We start from the raw sequence: 17,985 nt of genomic DNA, 5'->3' as shown, positions 1-17,985 counted from the left end.
TGGTGCGTGTCGGAAATCACTCGCGGGACGCAGTGGAGGGAGGCCGGACAGGGGCTAGCGGGAGGCCCACTCCTGCTGGAGTGCGAGGTCCGCCTTGAGCTCGGTCAGCTGGGCGGCGACGGCGCTGGGCGCGGTGCCGCCGCGGCCGTCCCGGGAGGCGATCGAGCCGTGCACGCTGAGCACCTCGCGGACGGCCGGCGTCAGGTGCGGGGAGATCGCGGCGAACTGCTCGTCCGTCAGGTCGCCGAGCTCGATGCCCAGCCCCTCGCAGGTCCTGACGCAGGCGCCGGCCACCTCGTGCGCGACCCGGAACGGCACGCCCTGCCTGACCAGCCACTCGGCCACGTCGGTGGCCAGCGAGAAGCCGGCCGGGGCGAGCTCCTCCAGCCGCTCGCGGTGCACGGTGAGGGTGGCCATCATGCCGGTGAAGGCGGGCAGCAGGACCTCAAGGGTGTCGCAGGAGTCGAAGACCGGCTCCTTGTCCTCCTGGAGGTCCCGGTTGTAGGCCAGCGGGAGGGCCTTGAGGGTGGCCAGCAGGCCGGTGAGGTTGCCGATCAGGCGGCCGGACTTGCCGCGGGCCAGCTCGGCGATGTCCGGGTTCTTCTTCTGCGGCATGATCGAGGAGCCCGTGGAGAAGGCGTCGTGCAGCGTGATGAAGCCGAACTCCTTGGTGTTCCAGATGATCACCTCCTCGGCGATCCGGGAGAGGTTGATCCCGATCATCGCGGTCACGAAGGCGAACTCGGCGACGAAGTCGCGCGAGGCCGTTCCGTCGATGGAGTTGCCCACCGAGCCGCCCTCGAAGCCGAGTTCGGCGGCCACCGCCTGCGGGTCCAGGCCCAGCGAGGAGCCCGCCAGCGCGCCCGAGCCGTACGGCGAGACGGCCGTGCGGGCATCCCACTGGCGCAGCCGCTCGGCGTCCCGGCTCAGCGCCTGGACGTGCGCGAGCACGTGGTGGGCGAAGAGCACCGGCTGCGCGTGCTGGAGGTGGGTGCGGCCCGGCATGGCGGTGTCCGGGTGCGCCTCGGCCAGGCCCACCAGGGCGTGCTGGAGGTCGAGGATCAGCGCGCCGATGGTCCTGGCGTGGTCGCGCAGGTACATCCGGAAGAGCGTGGCGATCTGGTCGTTGCGCGAGCGGCCGGCCCGCAGCTTGCCGCCGAGGTCCGCCCCGAGCCGCTCCAGCAGGCCGCGCTCCAGCGCGGTGTGCACGTCCTCGTCGGCGATCGTGCCGACCAGCACGCCCGCCTCGACGTCGGCCAGCAGCTGGTCCAACCCGGCCAGCATGGCGGCGAGTTCGTCATCCGACAGCAGGCCGGCACCGTGCAGCACGCGGGCGTGCGCCTTGGAGCCGGCGATGTCGTAGGGGGCGAGCCGCCAGTCGAAGTGGACGGAGGCCGAGAGCCGGGCCAGCGCCTCGGAGGGGCCGTCGGCAAAGCGGGCGCCCCACAGGCGAACGTCGGCGGTCTGGTCGGACGACATCGGGGGCGCTCCTTGCGATGGTGCGGGAAGGGAGGTGGAGAAGGGGTGAGCCCCGGCCGGCAGGGGAACCGGCCGGGGCTCGGGAAAGGTGGCTCAGGCCAGGTCGCGGCGGGCCGCGATCTTCGAGGAGAGCCCGAAGATCTCGATGAAGCCCTTGGACATCGACTGGTCGAAGGTGTCGCCGGTGTCGTAGGTGGCGAGGTTGAAGTCGTACAGCGCCTGCTCCGACTTGCGGCCGTTCACGACGGCCCGGCCGCCGTGCATGACCATCCGGATGTCGCCGGAGACCTGCTGGTTGGCCTCGTTGATGAAGCCGTCCAGCGCGCGCTTGAGCGGCGAGAACCAGAGGCCGTCGTAGACGAGTTCGGCCCAGCGCTGCTCCACCTGCCGCTTGTAGCGGGCGAGTTCGCGCTCGACGGTGACGTTCTCCAGCGCCTGGTGCGCGGTGATCAGCGCGATCGCACCCGGAGCCTCGTAGATCTCACGGGACTTGATGCCCACCAGCCGGTCCTCGACCATGTCGAGGCGGCCGATGCCCTGGGCGCCGGCCCGCTTGTTGAGCTCCTCGATCGCCTGCAGGACGGTGACCTTGCGACCGTCGATGGCGACCGGGACGCCGGCGTCGAAGGTGATGACCACCTCGTCGGCCTCGCGCGGGGTGGCCGGGTTCTGGGTGTACTCGTACACGTCCTCGATCGGCGCGTTCCAGATGTCCTCCAGGAAGCCGGTCTCGACGGCCCGTCCGAAGACGTTCTGGTCGATCGAGTACGGGTTCTTCTTGGTGGTGACGATCGGGAGGTTCTTGGCCTCGGCGAAGGCGATCGCCTTGTCCCGGGTCATCGCGTAGTCGCGGACCGGGGCGATGCACTTCAGCGACGGGGCCAGCGACTGGATGCCGACCTCGAAGCGGACCTGGTCGTTGCCCTTGCCGGTGCAGCCGTGCGCGACCGTGCTGGCGCCGTGCTTCTGGGCGGCGGCCACCAGGTGCTTGACGATGGCCGGCCGGGAGAGCGCGGAGACCAGCGGGTACTGGCCCTGGTACAGGGCGTTGGCCTTGACGGCCGGGAGGCAGTACTCGTCGGCGAACTCCTGGCGGGCGTCGGCCACCTCGGCCTCGACCGCGCCGCAGTCCAGCGCGCGCTGGCGGATGGCGTCCAGGTCCTCGCCGCCCTGGCCGACGTCGACGGCGACGGCGATGACCTCGGCGCCCGTCTCCTCGGCGATCCAGCCGATGCAGACGGACGTGTCCAGACCGCCCGAATAGGCGAGTACGACGCGCTCGGTCACGGCTTTCTCCTTCTTTAGCAGTACAGGCAGGGGGCGAGCGCCAGGATCGGTGTCCCATGCGCTGATAGGCATAAGTATGCACGACTCCGCATGAAACTCAAAGCCGGACGGCCACGAGCCGGGACGGCGGTCCCGGCTCGCCGCCGTCCGGCGTCGAGCGGTTGGGTCGGTCGGGCTGCTCACCCCTGCTTCCTAGCAGGTGGCGGAGCTGTTCACCAGGCTCTTCACCGGGCTCTCCCCCAGCCTCTTCACCAGGCTGTTCACCAGGCGACCGGCAGTTCTCGCAGGCCGTACACGAACGCCTCGGTACGGAACTTCAACTCCTCGAACGGCACCGCAAGCCGCAGCTGCGGCAGCCGGCGCAACAGCGTCTCCAGCGCGATCTGCAGCTCGGCGCGGGCCAGCGGCTGGCCCAGGCACTGGTGGACGCCGAAGCCGAAGGCCAGGTGCCGGCGGGCGTCGCGCTCGACGTCCAACTCGCTGCCGGCCGCGAAGAGCTCCTCGTCCCGGTTGGCGGTGGAGAGCATGCAGAGCACGCCCTCGCCGGCCCGGATCAGCACCCCGTCCAGCTCGACGTCCTCCAGCGCCACCCGGGGCAGCCCGGCGTGCACGATGGTGAGGTAGCGCAGCAGCTCCTCCACCGCGCCGCGGATCAGCGAGGGGTCGGCGCGCAACCGGTCGGCCTGCTCCGGGTTCTGCAGCAGCGCGACGGTGGAGAGCGAGGTCATGTTCGCGGTCGTCTCGTGCCCGGCTATCAGCAGCAGCAGGGCGTTGGAGGCGATCTCTTCGGCGCTCAGGTCGCCGCGGGCGGCCAGTCGGCCGAGGATGCCCTCGCCGCCCTCCTCGGTGGACTTGGCGGCGAGCGTGGTGAGGTACTCCGTCAGCTCGTCGACTGCCTGCCGGACGCTGCCGGCCGGCGAGGTGGAGTCCAGCAGCCGCTGGCTGCGCTGCTGGAAGAAACCGTGGTCCTCGTACGGCACGCCGAGCAGGTCGCAGATCACCAACGAGGGGATCGGCAGGGCGAATTCGGCGACCAGGTCGGCCGGCGAGCCCTTGGCCAGCATGGCGTCGAGGGTGTCGTCGACAATTCTCTGGATGCCCGGGCGCATCGCCTCGACCCGCTTGATCAGGAAGTCGCCGGTGAGGATCTTGCGCAGCCGGGAGTGCTCCGGGTCGTCCAGCCGCAGGAAGCTCGGCTTCTGGGTGAGCAGCTCGCGGCGCCCGGGGATGAGCATCGGGAAGCCCGGGTGGCGCGCGTCGGCGCTGAAGCGGCTGTCGGTCAGCACCGCGCGGACCTCGCGGTAGCCGTTCAGCAGCCAGCACGGGGTGCCGTCCCACAGGCTCACCTGCGAGACCGAGGTGTCCTTGCGGTAGCTCGGCGGCGGGTCGAACGGGCAGCCGCCGCGGTCGGCGGGGATCGTCAGCAGGTCGGCCGCGTTCAGGTCGGTGGTGTTCACGCGCCGACCTCCTGTCCGGCGGAGAGGGAGATGGCGCCGCCGGGGCATATCGCGGCGGCGGTGCGGACCTCGGAGTGGAGCGCCTCGGCCGGCCGGTCCTGGAGCAGCAGGACCAGGCCGTCCTCCTCGCTCTGGTCGAAGACCGCGGGGGCGGTCAGCACACACTGCCCTGAACTGCAGCAGCGATTCTGGTCGACAGTCACGTGCATGCGGGACCTCGATGGGCGCGAAGTGGGTCGGTTGCCCTGGGCAACCAACTTTCCGTCAGCCCAACCTAGCCCGGAGTTGCAGGGCATACGAAGGGGTAGCACCCATCCGAAGGAGAATGGCTGATTCGCACCGGTGCGGCCGCAGGACCACGGCCTAGGAGCGGGTCTGCGCGAGCTGCATCAGGTGGTCCGCCAGCGCCTGGCCGCCGGCTGGATCGCGGCTGATCAGCAGGACGGTGTCGTCGCCCGCGATGGTGCCGATGATCTCGAAGACCTCGGCCGTGTCGATCGCCGAGGCCAGGAACTGCGCGGCGCCCGGCGGCGTCCGCAGCACCACCAGGTTGCCCGAGGCGGTGGCCGAGACCATCAGCTCGCCGGCCAGCCGGGCCATCCGCCCCTCGCTGGCCGACTCCCCCATCGGCGCGCGCGGCGTGCGGTCGCCGCCCTCGGCCGGGACGGCGTAGATGAGCGCGCCGTCCCGGTTGCGGATCTTGACCGCGCCCAGCTCGTCCAGGTCCCGGGAGAGGGTGGCCTGGGTGACCACCAGGCCGTCGTCCGCCAGCAGCTTGGCCAACTGGCTCTGCGAACGAACGGGCTGACGGGTGAGCAGGTCCACGATCCGCCGGTGCCGCGCCGTGCGGGTCTGCGGCACCTGCGAGGTGGGGCCGGCGGCGGGCTGGTCAGGTGGGGGCACGGTCATGTCGATGATTCTCCCGGACTACCCTCGGGCCTGCGCGGCCGGGGCGCCACCGGCGGCGTCCGCGGGGAGGCTCGCCCGGACGGTGTCCAGAATCCCCGGCAGCGCGGCGAGGAAGAGATCGGCCTCCTGCTCGGTGAGCACCAGCGGCGGCACCAGCCGCACCGCGTCCGCGACGGCCGCGTTGACCAGGAATCCGGCCTCCTGGGCCACCGCCTGGATCCGCGCCGCGACCGGCGCGTTCAGCACGATGCCCAGCAGCAGGCCGGCGCCGCGCACGTGCGAGACCAGGTCGTCGCCGAGCGCCTCGATCCCCGAGCGCAGCCGCTCGCCGATCCGCTGCACGTGGGCGAGCAGCCCGTCCGCCTCGATGGTGTCCAGCACCGCCAGCGCGGCCGCCGCGACCACCGGGTTGCCGCCGAACGTGGTGCCGTGGTGGCCGGGCTTGAGCAGCTCGGCCGCCGGGCCGAAGGCGACCGCGGCACCGATCGGCAGGCCGCCGCCGAGGCCCTTGGCGAGCGTGACCACGTCCGGGTCGACGCCCTCCTCGGCCTGGTGGGCGAACCAGTATCCGGTCCGGCCGATGCCGGTCTGCACCTCGTCCAGCACCAGCAGCGTGCCGGTGGCCCGGGTGATCTCGCGCGCCGCCCGCAGGTAGCCGGGCGGCAGCGGGATCGCGCCGTTCTCGCCCTGGATCGGCTCCAGGACGACCGCGGCGGTCTCGGTGGTGACGGCCGCGCGCAGCGCCTCGACCTCCCCGAACGGGACGTGCGTGACGTCGCCGGGCAGCGGCCGGAACGGGTCCTGCTTGGCGGGCTGGCCGGTCAGCGCCAGCGCGCCCATGGTCCGGCCGTGGAAGCCGCCCTCCAACGCGACCAGGTGGGTGCGGCCGGTGAGGCGGCTGATCTTGAACGCGGCCTCGTTGGCCTCGGCGCCCGAGTTGCAGAAGAAGACCCGGCCGTCCCTCCCGAAAAGCTCCAGGAGGCGCTCGGCGAGCTTGATGGGCGGCTCGGCCATGAAGAGGTTGGAGACGTGGCCGAGCCGGCCGATCTGCTCGGTGACCGCCGCGACGATCGCCGGGTGGGCGGTGCCGAGCGCGTTGACCGCGATGCCGCCGAGGAAGTCGACGTAGCGCTTGCCGTCGGCGTCCCAGAGCGTGGCGCCCTCACCGCGGACCAGGGCGAGGCGCGGGGTGCCGTAGTTGTCGGTCATCGCGTGCTGCCAGCGGTCGGTGAGTTCCTTGCCAGACTGTCCGGCGGTCATGCGAGTCCCCCCAGTAGTACGTCGGTGTCGTCGTCCGGCACCACCATGGTGCCGATCCCCTCGTCGGTGAAGATCTCCAGGAGCAGGCTGTGCTGCACCCGGCCGTCCAGCACGCGCGCGGTGCCCACACCCGAGCGGACCGCGCGCAGGCAGCCCTCCATCTTCGGCAGCATCCCGCTGGCCAGCGTGGGCAGTATGGCCTCCAGCTCGGTGGCCGACAGCTGGCTGATCACGTCGTCGGAGTTCGGCCAGTCCGCGTACAGGCCCTCGACGTCGGTGAGGACCACCAGCATCTCGGCGCCCAGCGCGACCGCGAGGGCGGCCGCGGCGGTGTCCGCGTTGATGTTGTAGACGTGGCCGTCCGTGCTGCGGGCGATGCTGGAGATGACCGGGATCCGGCCATCGGCGATCAGCGCCTTGACCGCGCCCGCCTCGATGTTGACGATGTCGCCGACCAGGCCGATGTCCACCTGCTCGCCGTCCACCGTCGCGTAGCGCTTGACGGCGGTCATGGTGTGCGCGTCCTCGCCGGTCATCCCGACCGCGAACGGGCCGTGCTCGTTGAGTAGTCCGACCAGCTCGCGCTGGACCTGGCCGGCCAGCACCATCCGCACCACGTCCATGGTCTCCGGCGTGGTGACCCGAAGTCCGTTGGTGAACGAGGACTTGAGCCCGAGCTTCTCCAACTGGGCGCTGATCTGCGGGCCGCCGCCGTGCACGACGACCGGGTGCAGTCCGGCGTAGCGCAGGAAGACCACGTCCTGGGCGAAGGCGGACTTCAGCGACTCGTCGACCATGGCGTTGCCGCCGAACTTGATCACCACGGTCTTGCCGTGGAAGCGCTCCAGCCAGGGCAGCGCCTCGATCAGCGTGCGGGCCTTGGGCAGGGCGGTGTTGTTGCGGGCCTGTTCGCCCTTGGGTGCGATCTGCAAGGTGTGTCCCCGGGCTCAGGTGGAGTAGGCGCTGTTCTCGTGCACGTAGTCGGCGGTCAGGTCGTTGGTCCACACCGTGGCCTCGGCCGTACCGGCGTTCAGGTTCGCGGTGATGGTGATCTCGCGTCCCGTCATGTCGACCAGGTCGCGGTCGTCGCCGACCGAGCCGTTGCGGCAGACCCAGACGCCGTTGATCGCCACGTCCAGGCGGTCCGGGTCGAAGGCCGCGCTGGTGGTGCCGATCGCCGCCAACACCCGTCCCCAGTTGGGGTCCTCGCCGTGCAGGGCGCACTTGAGGAGGTTGTTGCGGGCGACCACGCGGGCGACGTCCACCGCCTCGTCCTCGGTGGCTGCGCCGGTCACCACGATCGCGATGTCCTTGCTGGCCCCCTCCGCGTCGCCGATCAGCTGACGCGCCAGGTCCGCGCAGACCTGCTGCACGGCGGCGTTGAACTCCGCTGCGGCAGGGGTGACTTCGGAGGCGCCCGAGGCGAGCAGCAGCACCGTGTCGTTGGTGGACATGCAGCCGTCGGAGTCCACCCGGTCGAAGGTGGTGCGGGTGGCGGCGCGCAGCGCGTCGTCCAGACCGGCACTGTCCACGACGGCATCGGTGGTGACCACCACCAGCATGGTGGCCAGGCCCGGTGCGAGCATCCCCGCGCCCTTGGCCATCCCGCCGACCGTCCAGCCGTCCTTGGACAGTTGGGACGTCTTGTGCACGGTGTCGGTGGTCTTGATGGCGATCGCCGCCGCCTCGCCGCCGTCCGCGGACAGCGCCTTGGCAGCCTGCTCGACACCCGGCAGCAGCACGTCCATCGGCAGCCGTACGCCGATCAGGCCGGTCGAGACCACCGCCACCTCGCCCGCGCCGACGCCCAGTTCGACGGCGACCTTCTCGGCGGTGGCGTGGGTGTCCTGGAAGCCGCCCGCCCCCGTGCAGGCGTTGGCGCCACCGGAGTTGAGCACGACGGCGGCCAACTCACCGGTCTTCAGCACCTGCTGGGACCAGAGCACCGGAGCGGCCTTGACCCGGTTGGAGGTGAAGACGCCGGCCGCGGCGTGCGACGGGCCGTCGTTGACGACCAGCGCGAGGTCCGGCGTGCCGGAGGCCTTCAGGCCGGCCGTGACCCCGGCGGCGCGGAAGCCTCTGGCCGCCGTCACTCCAAGGCTCTTGTGGTCACTGGTCACGGTGCGACTCCGTTCACGGGAAGGCCCAGCTCCTCGGGCAGGCCGAGGGCGATGTTCATGCTCTGCACCGCGCCGCCGGCGGTGCCCTTGACGAGGTTGTCGATCGCGCTGATCACGACGATCCGCCCGGCGTGCTCGTCCAGGGCGACCTGGACGAGGGCGGAGTTGGAGCCGTACACCGACTTGGTCTGCGGCCACTGCCCCTCGGGCAGCAGGTGGACGAACGGCTCGGCGGCGAACGCCTCGGCGTAGGCGGCCCGGACGGCCGCCGCCGTGACACCCGGCTTCGCCTTCGCCGAACAGGTCGCCAGGATGCCGCGGGACATCGGCACCAGGGTCGGCGTGAAGGAGATCGTCACCGGCTCCCCCGCCACCGGGCTCAGGTTCTGCGACATCTCCGGCGTGTGCCGGTGCCCGCCGCCGACCCCGTACGGGCTGACCGAGCCCATCACCTCGCTGCCCAGCAGGTGCGGCTTGACCGCCTTGCCGGCGCCCGAGGTGCCGCTCGCCGCCACGATCACGGCCTCCGGCTCGGCGAGCCGCGCGGCGTACGCGGGGAAGAGCGCGAGCGTGACGGCCGTCGGGTAGCAGCCCGGCACGGCGATCCGCTTCGTCCCCTTCAGCGCGGCCCGGTGCCCCGGCAGCTCGGGCAGCCCGTACGGCCAGGTCCCGGCATGCGCCGAGCCGTAGAAGCGCTCCCAGTCCATGGCATCCTTGAGCCGGAAGTCGGCCCCGCAGTCCACCACCAGCACATCCTCGCCGAGCGCCTCGGCAACCGCGGCCGACTGCCCGTGCGGCAACCCCAGGAAGACGATGTCGTGCCCCGCGAGCACCTCGGTCGTCGTCGGCTCCAGCACCCGGTCCGCCAGCGGCAGCAGGTGCGGCTGAAGCTCACCCAGCCTGGTCCCGGCGTTCGACCCCCCGGTCAGCGCCCCGATCTCGACCTCCGGGTGCCCCAGCAGCAGCCGGAGCACCTCACCCCCGGCGTACCCGCTGGCCCCGGCGACGGCGACTCGCAATGCCATGACGTTTCCTCCTAGAACTCAGCATGAATATACGCATCCCGGAACATTCATGCAAGGCACTTCGACAGCCTGACGGTGCGCGGCTATCCGGATCCTCGAAGAGCGAGATCGGCTCCGCCTGCCTCACGTACTGTGAGTTCGCATGATCGAACACGAGACTGAGATCAGCGAAGATCTGGTCCGCGACCTTCTGCGGGAGCAGCATCCGGACCTGGCCGAGCTGCCCATCCGTGAGGTGGCGGGTGGCTGGGGCAACCAGATGTGGCGCCTCGGGGACGAGTTGGCCGTCCGGATGCAGCGGATGGACAAGCTCCCCGACCTTCAGCTCAAGGAGCGCCGCTGGCTGCCGGAGTTGGCCCCGCGCCTGCCGCTTCCGATCCCGACTCCGGTGCGGAGCGGTGCACCGTCCGAGCGCTTCCCCAAGATCTGGACCGTCATGACATGGGTTGAAGGCACCCCACTCGACCACGGCTCGATCACCCGCGGCGACCACGCGGCCGACATGCTGGCGGCGTTCCTCGAAGCGCTGCATGTGGAGGCGCCCGTCGACGCGCCGGACGCCTCGGACTTTGGTGCTCACCCCAAGGAGTGCGCGACCGGCTTCGAGAACCGCCTTCAGGCCGTGGACCTCGGGCGCTTCGCCGAGGACGACATCCGGGCCGTGTGGGACGACGCGGTCGCGGCTCCCGAGTGGGAGGGCCCGCGGGTGTGGGTGCACGGTGACCTGCACCCCGCGAACGTCGTCGTCGCGGACGGCACGCTGGCGGGCATCGTCGACTTCGGCGCAGTCTTCGCCGGCGACCCGGCGTGGGACCTTGCGGCCGCCTGGCTGCTGCTCCCGGCGGGCGGCGCCTCTCGGTTCTTCAGCAGCTACGCACAGGCGGATGAGGCGACGATCCGACGGGCGCGCGGGCTGGCCGCGATGAAGTGCCTGTTCTTGATGCTGATGGGCCAGAGCGGGGACCGCGGCCTGCCCGGCGGCAAGCCGAACTGGGGGCCTGTAGGGCGGTCGGCGCTCGATCGTGTCCTGACGGGCCTTTGACCTGGCAAGTGAGGGTTGCACCTGCGAGGTGCCGAGATCCACGCGGCTCAGGTCCGAGGACGGGCGCTTGACGGTGTGATTCAGATCACGGCAGATGCAGAACCTGCGCGCCGCCGTGGCCGTCTGGTTGGTGTGAGATCACGCAGGAGAGCACTCGACGAGCTGGACGAGGAACGCCTCCTCCGGCTGGTGGCCAAAGCCGACCGGGGGGCGTTCGACGAGCTGTACCGGCGTACTGCGCCGTGGCTGGCGGTGCGGTTGCGCCGGCGGTGTGCGGATGAGCAGATCGTCGCCGAGGTCATGCAGGAGACCTATCTGGCGGTGTGGCGCGCGGCCGGCGCGTTCGCCGGGAGCGCGGTGGGCGGGACGGCCGTCGGGTGGCTGTGGACGATCGCCGCGCGCCGGCTGGTCGATGCGTTCCGCCGCCGTGCCCACCACGCCGAACCGCCGGTCGCCGCCGCCGAGCGGGCGGTGGTGCCCGCGGCGGAGGACGAGGCGCTGGCCGCCACCGTCGGCGGCGACGTGGGCGATGCCCTGTGCCGGCTCGCGCCGGAACTGCGGCAGGTACTGCAGGCCATGGTGCTCGACGGGCTGTCCGTGCGGGAGACCGCCGTCCTGCTCCGACTGCCCGAAGGAACCGTCAAGACCCGCGCCCGCCGGGCCCGGATCGCGATGCGGGAGGCACTGACATGAGCGAGGAACACGCGTCGACGCGGTTGATCGGCGGCTACGCCCGTGGCGACCTGACGATGGCCGCGGACACGGTGTGGGCGCTGGAGGCCCATCTGGAGACGTGCGCGCTGTGCCGAGGCCGGCTGGCGGCCGCCGTGACGACCGAGGCGCCCGGCATCGCCGCGCTCCTCGATACCGTCCATGCCGGTCTGGGACCGCAGTTGGACGCGGCCGTCCAGGCGCCCGCGCGGCGGTGGCGCCCCAGCTGGGCGTCGGCCTGGCTGACACCGGTCAGGGCCCCGTGGCTGGCCATGACCCTCAGCGTCACGCTGCTGGCGCTGCTGCTGGGCGCGGCCGCGCCGCCGATGCTCTTCGGTACGGCCTCGCTCATGGTGCTGATCGCGCCCGTGCTGCCGCTGTGCGCTGTCGCGGCCTCGTGGTCGCGCGGCCTGGACCCGGCGCACGAACTGACGGCCTCGACCGCCCGCGCCGGGCTGCCCCTGCTGCTGCGACGTACCACCTCGGTGCTCGCCGTGGTGCTGCCCGCGCTCCTGGTGGAGGGCTGGCTGACCGGGGCCATGACGGCCGCGCAGTGGTTGCTGCCCTCGCTGGCCTTCACCTCCACAACCCTGGCGCTGGGCAGCGTCGTCGGCGTGACCCGCGCCGCCACCGCACTGGTGGCCCTCTGGGGCGCCGTCATCGCGGCCCCCGCCTGGGACACCGGCCGCGTCCCGCTCGCCCTGCAACCGGACCAACTGCCCTTGTGGGGACTGCTCCTCGCGCTCGGCACCGGCATCGTGATCGCCCGCAGAAACGCGTACTCACTGCCGCGCAACCATCGTTGACCCTCGAAAGGGCCCACCGCATGCACCCCACGACGAGCGCGGCCGACACCGCGCCGAAGACCTACGCCTGGGAGATCCAGGCCACCGGCCTGAAAGTACGGGCCGGACGCAAGAAGATGGCCGTCGACGGACTCGATCTCTCCCTGGGTATGGGCGCCCACGGCCTGCTGGGACCCAACGGCGCGGGAAAGACCACGCTGATCCGGTCCCTGGCCACCGTGCTGCGCCCCGCCGAGGGCGAACTGGAGCTGTGCGGCAGGTCGGTGACCGGGCTGGGCGACCTACGTGCCCTGCGCCGCCGGATCGGCTACCTGCCGCAGGAGTTCGGCTACTACAAGCGCTTCACCGTACGTGAGTTCGTCGAGTACATGGCCTGGCTGAAGGAGGTCCCGAAGGCCGACATCCCCGCGGCCGTCCAACGCGCCGTGGAGCGGGTGGGTCTGGCCGACCGCGCCGACCACCGGATGAAGACGCTGTCCGGCGGCATGGTGCGGCGCGCCGGCATCGCCCAGGCCATCGTCAACGACCCCGTGCTGCTGCTGCTGGACGAGCCGACGGCCGGTCTGGACCCGGCGCAGCGGCTGCGCTTCCGCGAGCTGCTGCAGGAACTGGGCCGCGACGCCTGCGTGGTCGTCTCCACCCACCTGGTCGAGGACGTCGCGGCCGCCTGCTCCGACGTGGTGCTCTTCGCCGAGGGCCGACTGGTCTTCCAGGGCACACCGGATGTCCTGGCGGCGGCGGGCGGCTCCGAGTACCCGGGCGACAGCCCCCTGGAGCGCGGCTACTCGGCGCTGCTCCAGGGCACCGAGCAGCTGAGGGGCACCTGGTGAACGCACGTGTCCTGGGCATCGAGCTGAAGCGCTCCATCGCCCCCTGGCCCGGCCTCGTCGTTCTCGGCGGCAGCCTGGCGATCCTCGTCCTGGCCAACGGAATCTGGTGGCAGGGCACCGCGGGGTGGACGGCCCAGTGGACCCCCATGGCCATGTGGACCCGGTACTGGCTGGCCTACTGGTGGCCGCTGACGGTGGGCATGGGGGCGGTGTACGGGCTGCGCGACTCCCGCTCGCGCGTGGCCGAGCTGCTGACGACCACGCCGCGGCCGGCCTGGCGCCGTGCGGCGCTGCCGGCCGGCGCGATGGCGATCGTGCTGGCGTCCGGATTCGCCCTCGTCGTCCTCGTGGGCGTGGTCCGCGTGGCCCTCGGCCCCGCCGCCTACACAGGTCTCGGCTGGCTGCCGATCTCGCTCGTGGCGGCACTGTCGCTCGTCGCGGGGGCGGTGTTCGGCATGGGCGCCGCTCGGGCCCTGCCCTCCGTCTTCACCCCGCCGGCGCTGGTGGTGTTCGTCCTGCTGACGGAGATGCTGCTGCGGCAGAACATGGACGGGAAGCTGCCCTCGGGCATCGCGCCGAACCGGATCGCCCTGCTGTCCCCGGAGGTCGTGGAGCCGCGGGAGATGCTGCTGACCCTGTCGGGTTCCGTGCACCTCGGCCAGACGCTGTGGCTGCTCGGTCTGCTCGCCACCGGCTTCGCACTGCTGTCGACCGTGACCCGCCGGGGCCTGCTGCTCTCGGTGGCCCCCGTGCTGGTCGGCGCGGCCCTGGCCCTGCTGGTCCTCCCGGCCGATCCGCGCGACAGCTACGTCGTCGACAGGACCGCCGCCGCCCTGGTCTGCGACGGCCCGGTGTGCGTGACACAGGCGCACCGCTCGCACCTGCCCGAGCTGGCGCGGCGCGGCAAGGAGGCACTGCGACTGCTGCACGACGCGCTGGGCGACCGGGCGCCGGCCTCGGTGCGGGAGGAGACCGCGCTGCGCGCGCTCAGCGACAACCGCGAACTCTCCAGCGATGCGGTGCTGATCGACTTCGACGACCCGCTGATCGCCCATGCGGCGGGGGCGGAGCTGACCCGCCTCCTGGTCGCCCAGGGCCTGGCACCCAACTGCGGACCGCGCACCGTGTGGGAGGGCGACGGGGAGGTCGACGTCCCCGCGCAGAGCATCGCCGCGAGCTGGGCCCTCGGCGATCACCGGCTCGAACCGCTGCAGAAGCCGGACACCGACGCGTACTCGCAGCGCACCTGGGCGAACGCCGAAGCCGCCTGGGAGAAGCTGACGGCTCTGCCGCCGGCCGAGCAGCGCTCGCAGATCGCCCAGATCCATGCCGCCGCGCTCTCCTGCAAGGACGACCTCGCGGCGCTGACGGGGGAGGCATCTTCATGAGATGGCTGATGCTGTACGCGCGTTCGCGGCAGGTGCCCGCGTCGGCCGCCGCGGTCACGCTCGTCGCGCTGGCGCTGTGGGCCCTCGACCGGGGCAAGGACCCGGTGGGCCTGGGGATCGCGGCCCTGGTCCTCACCGCGAACGTGGCGGCCGCTTCCGTCGGGCTCGGCGGGCAGGATGCCGCGCTGGACCGGACGGCCGCGATCCGCTGGATGCCCCGGCGGGCGGCGCACGTGCTGCTGCTCGGCGCGGTCGCCGCGGCGGCGCTGCTGGCGGTCCGGGCGGCGGGGCCGAACCTCGCCCCGGCCGCGATCCTCGTCCGGGACGGCGCGGGTCTGGCCGGCCTGGCCGCGCTCGGGGCGGTGCTGTGCGGGGCACCGCTGGCCTGGACCCTGCCGACCGGCTGGCTCGCGTTCACCGTCTGCGTCCCGCCGCCGGGCGGCGCGGCGGGACAGGTGGTCAGCTGGATGATCTTTCCGCCCGGCACGGCGGCGGCCACCGGGACCGCGTGGGCCCTGCTGGTGGCCGGCACCGTGCTGTACGCCGCGGCAGGGCCGAGACGGTGACGGTCACCCAGGGAGATCAGCCGGCCAGGAGTGCCTTGATCTCCTTGGCGAGCTGCGGGCCGAGCTCGCCCCAGCCGTCCTGGTAGCCGTAGACGTCGGCCAGGGTGCGGGCCTCGTAGTCGCCGTTCATGATGTCGATGTCGTTGGGCGTGATGAGTGCCGGGTGGGCGACGCCGAGGGCCGAGGAGACCTTGATCAGCTCCCTGCGCAGGGTGCGCAGGTAGACGGCGGCCCGGGTGGACTTCGAGGCCGGGTCGAGGCCGCGGGCCAGCCACGGGTTCTGGGTGGCGATGCCGGTGGGGCACTTGTCGGTGTGGCACTTCTGCGACTGGATGCAGCCGATCGACAGCATCGCCTCGCGGGCCACGTTGATCATGTCGGCGCCCAGCGCGAACGCGACCGCGGCGTTCTCGGGCAGGCCGAGCTTGCCGGAGGCGATGAACGTCAGGTCGTCGGTCAGTCCCAGCTCGGCGAAGGTGCCGTAGACCCGGGAGAAGCCCATCCGGAACGGCAGCGCCACCGAGTCGGCGAACATCCGCGGCGCCGCCCCGGTGCCGCCCTCACCGCCGTCGATCGTCACGAAGTCGACACCGCGGTCGCCACGCGCCATCAGGGTGGCCAGCTCCTGCCAGAAGCCCAGCTCTCCGACCGCGCTCTTGACCCCGACCGGCAGGCCGGTCTCGGTGGCCAGCAGTTCGACGAAGTCGAGCATCGAGTCGACGTCGCTGAACGCGGTGTGCCGCGACGGGGAGGCACAGTCCTTGCCGACCGGGATACCGCGGATCGCGGCGATCTCCTCGGTCACCTTCGCCCCCGGCAGCATCCCGCCGAGCCCCGGCTTGGCGCCCTGGGAGAGCTTGATCTCTATCGCCTTGACGGGGGCGCTCGCCACCACGTCCTTGAGCTTGTCGAGGTTGAAGCTGCCGTCCTCGTTGCGGCAGCCGAAGTACGCCGTACCGATCTGGAGGATGAGGTCGCCGCCGTTGCGGTGGTACGGCGAGAGGCCGCCCTCGCCCGTGTTGTGCATCGTGCCCGCCAGCGCCGCCCCCTTGTTGAGGGCTGTGATGGCCGCGCCGGAGAGCGATCCGAAGCTCATCGCGGAGATGTTCACCACGCTCGCCGGTCGGAACGCCTTGGCGCGCCCGCGCGGTCCGCCCAGCACCTTGGCCGAGGGCAGCGGGGCCTGCGGGTCGTGCGCGTCGTGCGCCTCGGGCAGAGCGCCGGCGAACGTGCGCTGCTTCAGGTAGGCGTGCCCCTGAACGTGCTCGACGTCGACCTCGGTGCCGAACCCGAAGTAGTTGTTCTCCTCCTTCGCCGACGCGTAGATCCAGGTGCGCTGGTCACGACTGAACGGGCGCTCCTCCTCGTTGGAGGTCACGATGTACTGCCGCAGCTCCGGCCCGATCGTCTCCAACAGGTACCGGGCGTGCCCGATCACCGGGAAGTTCCGGAGCAGTGCGTGCCTCTTCTGGATGAGGTCACGGGCGGCCAGGACCGCCACCGCTGTCGCGGCGACCGCGCCGATCTTCCGGGCGTGCATGAAGGTTGCCTCCTGGATGAGTGACTCCATCACCGTGCGGTGGAGTGAATGCGAGTCGATAGTAGGAGGCCGTTCGAACAGGCAGGTGGCCAGGGGGGCTCTCAGCCGGCGGCGGCGCCGAACCACTGGGGCAGGTGGCCGAGCAGGTCCTGCTGGTCCTCGCCGACCCAGGCCACGTGGCCGTCCGGCCGCAGCAGTACGGCGGGCGCGTCCAGTTCCTCGCAGGCGTCGACGACGTGGTCGATCCGGTCGGTCCAGCCGGCGACCGAGAGTCGGCCGGTCCGGTCGAGGAGCAGCCCGCGGCCGCCGTGCATCAGCTCGTAGAGGCGGCCCTGCTTCAGCTGCACGTCCCGCATCCGGCGGCCGAGCAGCTCGTGGCCCTCGCCGAGGTCGTAGCGGACGTCGACCGCGGTGATCATGCCGGTCACGTACCGGTTCACCACCTCGAAGTCCATCAGCCTGGAGAACAGCGCGCGCAGCGCGGTCGCACCCGGATCGGTCCCCAGCAGGGTGATCTGCGCGCGGGTGTTGTCGAGCACGGCGGCGCCCACCGGGTGCCGTTCGGTGTGGTAGCTGTCCAGCAGCCCGTCCGGCGCCCAGCCGTTGACCGCGGCGGCCAGCTTCCAGCCGAGGTTGAACGCGTCCTGGACGCCGAGGCCGAGCCCCTGGCCGCCGGTCGGCGGGTGGATGTGCGCCGCGTCGCCGGCCAGCAGCACCCGGCCGACCCGGTAGCGCTCGGCCTGCCGGGTGGCGTCGCCGAACCGGGACAGCCAGCGCGGCGAGTGCACGCCGAAGTCGGTGCCGGCGATCGCCCGCAGCTGCTGCCTGAACTCCTCCAGGGTCGGCGCGGTCGCACGCTCCTCGGCCACGCCGTCGGCCGGCACGATGACGCGGTACGTTCCGTCCGCGTTGGGGATGAGGCCGAACCGCAGCTGGGTCCGGCGGACCTCCGCAACGACGGCGTCGACCGTTGCCGGGTCCTCGGCCACCTCCATGTCGCCCAGCAACGTCTCGACCGTGGCGGGCTCGCCGGGGAATCCGACGCCGAGCTGCTTGCGGACCACGCTGCGGCCGCCGTCGCACCCGACGAGGTAGCGCGAGCGCAGCCGCGTGCCGTCCGCCAGTTCGACGCTCACGCCGTCCTCGTCCTGGCTCAGCGCGACCACCTCGCAGCCGCGCCGGATCTCGGCACCGAGTTCGAGCGCATGCTCGTTGAGCAGCCGTTCGGTGGCCGGCTGCTCGATGGACAGGCCGTACGGGTGGGCCGTGTCCAACCGGTCCGGCCACGGCTTGTGGATGCCGCCGAAGAATCCGCCGACCTGGAACTTCTCACTGACCGCGAGAAAGCGCTCCAGCAGGCCGCGCTGGTCCAGCATCTCGACGCTGCGCGCGTGCAGGCCGCGCCCGCGGGTCTGCCGAGTCGGCTCGGTCAACTTCTCCAGCACGACCACGTGCACGTCGTGCAGCCGCAGCTCGGCGGCCAGCATCAGGCCGGTCGGTCCGCCGCCGACCACGATCACGTCAATCATCATCATCCGTCATTTCCGCAGGTCATGGGCTTGGTT

The 17,985-nt window shown here is 71.8% G+C and carries 17 protein-coding genes; 6 read left to right on the top strand and 11 right to left on the bottom strand.

What is annotated here, in order from left to right; translation table 11 throughout:
• Positions 1-54: 54 nt before the first annotated feature.
• The 9 genes from argH to argC form a co-directional block, all read right to left on the bottom strand.
• Positions 55-1,479, bottom strand: a complete 1,425-nt coding sequence (gene argH / locus P3T37_RS15195; protein WP_280724145.1) for an argininosuccinate lyase — start codon at positions 1,477-1,479, stop codon at positions 55-57.
• Between the two features lie 93 nt (positions 1,480-1,572).
• Complete coding sequence (locus tag P3T37_RS15190; RefSeq protein ID WP_280724144.1) at positions 1,573-2,766, bottom strand: argininosuccinate synthase; 1,194 nt, start codon at positions 2,764-2,766, stop codon at positions 1,573-1,575.
• A gap of 260 nt (positions 2,767-3,026) precedes the next feature.
• Positions 3,027-4,223, bottom strand: coding sequence for a cytochrome P450 (locus P3T37_RS15185; protein ID WP_280724143.1), 1,197 nt, complete (start codon positions 4,221-4,223; stop codon positions 3,027-3,029).
• Positions 4,220-4,432 carry a ferredoxin gene (locus P3T37_RS15180; RefSeq protein WP_280724142.1) on the bottom strand — a complete coding sequence of 71 codons (213 nt, stop codon included), beginning with the start codon at positions 4,430-4,432 and terminating at the stop codon, positions 4,220-4,222. Before P3T37_RS15180 ends, P3T37_RS15185 begins: the two co-directional genes overlap by 4 nt.
• Positions 4,433-4,586: 154 nt before the next feature.
• On the bottom strand, positions 4,587-5,132 hold the full coding sequence (locus P3T37_RS15175; RefSeq protein ID WP_280724141.1) for an arginine repressor: 546 nt from the start codon (positions 5,130-5,132) through the stop codon (positions 4,587-4,589).
• An 18-nt stretch (positions 5,133-5,150) separates the two neighbouring features.
• The gene (locus P3T37_RS15170; RefSeq protein WP_280724140.1) at positions 5,151-6,392 is read right to left on the bottom strand and encodes an acetylornithine transaminase; all 1,242 of its coding nucleotides are present in this window, start codon (positions 6,390-6,392) and stop codon (positions 5,151-5,153) included.
• Positions 6,389-7,324 (bottom strand): acetylglutamate kinase, encoded by a 936-nt coding sequence (gene argB, locus P3T37_RS15165; RefSeq protein ID WP_280724139.1) that lies wholly within the window; start codon positions 7,322-7,324, stop codon positions 6,389-6,391. The genes P3T37_RS15170 and argB overlap by 4 nt, the downstream gene beginning before the upstream one ends.
• 15 nt (positions 7,325-7,339) lie before the next feature.
• Positions 7,340-8,512 (bottom strand): bifunctional glutamate N-acetyltransferase/amino-acid acetyltransferase ArgJ, encoded by a 1,173-nt coding sequence (gene argJ / locus P3T37_RS15160; protein WP_280724138.1) that lies wholly within the window; start codon positions 8,510-8,512, stop codon positions 7,340-7,342.
• Complete coding sequence (gene argC, locus P3T37_RS15155) at positions 8,509-9,537, bottom strand: N-acetyl-gamma-glutamyl-phosphate reductase (protein WP_280724137.1); 1,029 nt, start codon at positions 9,535-9,537, stop codon at positions 8,509-8,511. The genes argJ and argC overlap by 4 nt, the downstream gene beginning before the upstream one ends.
• Before the next feature lie 142 nt (positions 9,538-9,679).
• Between argC and P3T37_RS15150 the strand changes: the two genes are divergently transcribed.
• The 6 genes from P3T37_RS15150 to P3T37_RS15125 all read left to right on the top strand — a co-directional run bounded on the left by P3T37_RS15150 (position 9,680) and on the right by P3T37_RS15125 (position 14,880).
• The gene (locus P3T37_RS15150) at positions 9,680-10,579 is read left to right on the top strand and encodes an aminoglycoside phosphotransferase family protein (protein ID WP_280724136.1); all 900 of its coding nucleotides are present in this window, start codon (positions 9,680-9,682) and stop codon (positions 10,577-10,579) included.
• 132 nt (positions 10,580-10,711) lie between these two features.
• Positions 10,712-11,272 carry an RNA polymerase sigma factor gene (locus P3T37_RS15145; protein WP_280724135.1) on the top strand — a complete coding sequence of 187 codons (561 nt, stop codon included), beginning with the start codon at positions 10,712-10,714 and terminating at the stop codon, positions 11,270-11,272.
• Entirely contained in the window at positions 11,269-12,096 is an 828-nt protein-coding gene (locus P3T37_RS15140; protein WP_280724134.1) for a zf-HC2 domain-containing protein, read from the top strand. The genes P3T37_RS15145 and P3T37_RS15140 overlap by 4 nt, the downstream gene beginning before the upstream one ends.
• Before the next feature lie 20 nt (positions 12,097-12,116).
• Positions 12,117-12,926 (top strand): ABC transporter ATP-binding protein, encoded by an 810-nt coding sequence (locus tag P3T37_RS15135; protein WP_280724133.1) that lies wholly within the window; start codon positions 12,117-12,119, stop codon positions 12,924-12,926.
• Positions 12,923-14,314, top strand: coding sequence for a hypothetical protein (locus tag P3T37_RS15130; RefSeq protein WP_280724132.1), 1,392 nt, complete (start codon positions 12,923-12,925; stop codon positions 14,312-14,314). The genes P3T37_RS15135 and P3T37_RS15130 overlap by 4 nt, the downstream gene beginning before the upstream one ends.
• Complete coding sequence (locus P3T37_RS15125) at positions 14,311-14,880, top strand: hypothetical protein (RefSeq protein ID WP_280724131.1); 570 nt, start codon at positions 14,311-14,313, stop codon at positions 14,878-14,880. The genes P3T37_RS15130 and P3T37_RS15125 overlap by 4 nt, the downstream gene beginning before the upstream one ends.
• A gap of 16 nt (positions 14,881-14,896) precedes the next feature.
• On the opposite strand, the gene P3T37_RS15120 is transcribed toward P3T37_RS15125, so the two are convergent.
• Together P3T37_RS15120 and rox are read right to left on the bottom strand one after the other, a co-directional pair.
• The gene (locus P3T37_RS15120; protein WP_280724130.1) at positions 14,897-16,420 is read right to left on the bottom strand and encodes an FMN-binding glutamate synthase family protein; all 1,524 of its coding nucleotides are present in this window, start codon (positions 16,418-16,420) and stop codon (positions 14,897-14,899) included.
• 101 nt (positions 16,421-16,521) lie between these two features.
• Complete coding sequence (gene rox, locus P3T37_RS15115; RefSeq protein ID WP_280724172.1) at positions 16,522-17,949, bottom strand: rifampin monooxygenase; 1,428 nt, start codon at positions 17,947-17,949, stop codon at positions 16,522-16,524.
• Positions 17,950-17,985: the final 36 nt, after the last annotated feature.

It is taken from the genome of Kitasatospora sp. MAA4, assembly GCF_029893355.1.
Classification (GTDB): Bacteria; Actinomycetota; Actinomycetes; order Streptomycetales; family Streptomycetaceae; genus Kitasatospora.
The sequence above is the reverse complement of the archived record's forward strand: the minus strand, read 5'-3'. Positions and strand labels throughout refer to the sequence as shown.

Bases quoted from the DNA above. Each gene is read 5' to 3' on its own strand.
- argH (WP_280724145.1), bottom strand. From the start codon at position 1,479: ATGTCGTCCGACCAGACCGCCGACGTTCGCCTGTGGGGCGCCCGCTTT.
- P3T37_RS15180 (WP_280724142.1), bottom strand. From the start codon at position 4,432: ATGCACGTGACTGTCGACCAGAATCGCTGCTGCAGTTCAGGGCAGTGT.
- P3T37_RS15175 (WP_280724141.1), bottom strand. From the start codon at position 5,132: ATGACCGTGCCCCCACCTGACCAGCCCGCCGCCGGCCCCACCTCGCAG.
- P3T37_RS15170 (WP_280724140.1), bottom strand. From the start codon at position 6,392: ATGACCGCCGGACAGTCTGGCAAGGAACTCACCGACCGCTGGCAGCAC.
- argC (WP_280724137.1), bottom strand. From the start codon at position 9,537: ATGGCATTGCGAGTCGCCGTCGCCGGGGCCAGCGGGTACGCCGGGGGT.
- P3T37_RS15150 (WP_280724136.1), top strand. From the start codon at position 9,680: ATGATCGAACACGAGACTGAGATCAGCGAAGATCTGGTCCGCGACCTT.
- P3T37_RS15140 (WP_280724134.1), top strand. From the start codon at position 11,269: ATGAGCGAGGAACACGCGTCGACGCGGTTGATCGGCGGCTACGCCCGT.
- P3T37_RS15135 (WP_280724133.1), top strand. From the start codon at position 12,117: ATGCACCCCACGACGAGCGCGGCCGACACCGCGCCGAAGACCTACGCC.
- P3T37_RS15125 (WP_280724131.1), top strand. From the start codon at position 14,311: ATGAGATGGCTGATGCTGTACGCGCGTTCGCGGCAGGTGCCCGCGTCG.
- P3T37_RS15120 (WP_280724130.1), bottom strand. From the start codon at position 16,420: ATGCACGCCCGGAAGATCGGCGCGGTCGCCGCGACAGCGGTGGCGGTC.
- rox (WP_280724172.1), bottom strand. From the start codon at position 17,949: ATGATTGACGTGATCGTGGTCGGCGGCGGACCGACCGGCCTGATGCTG.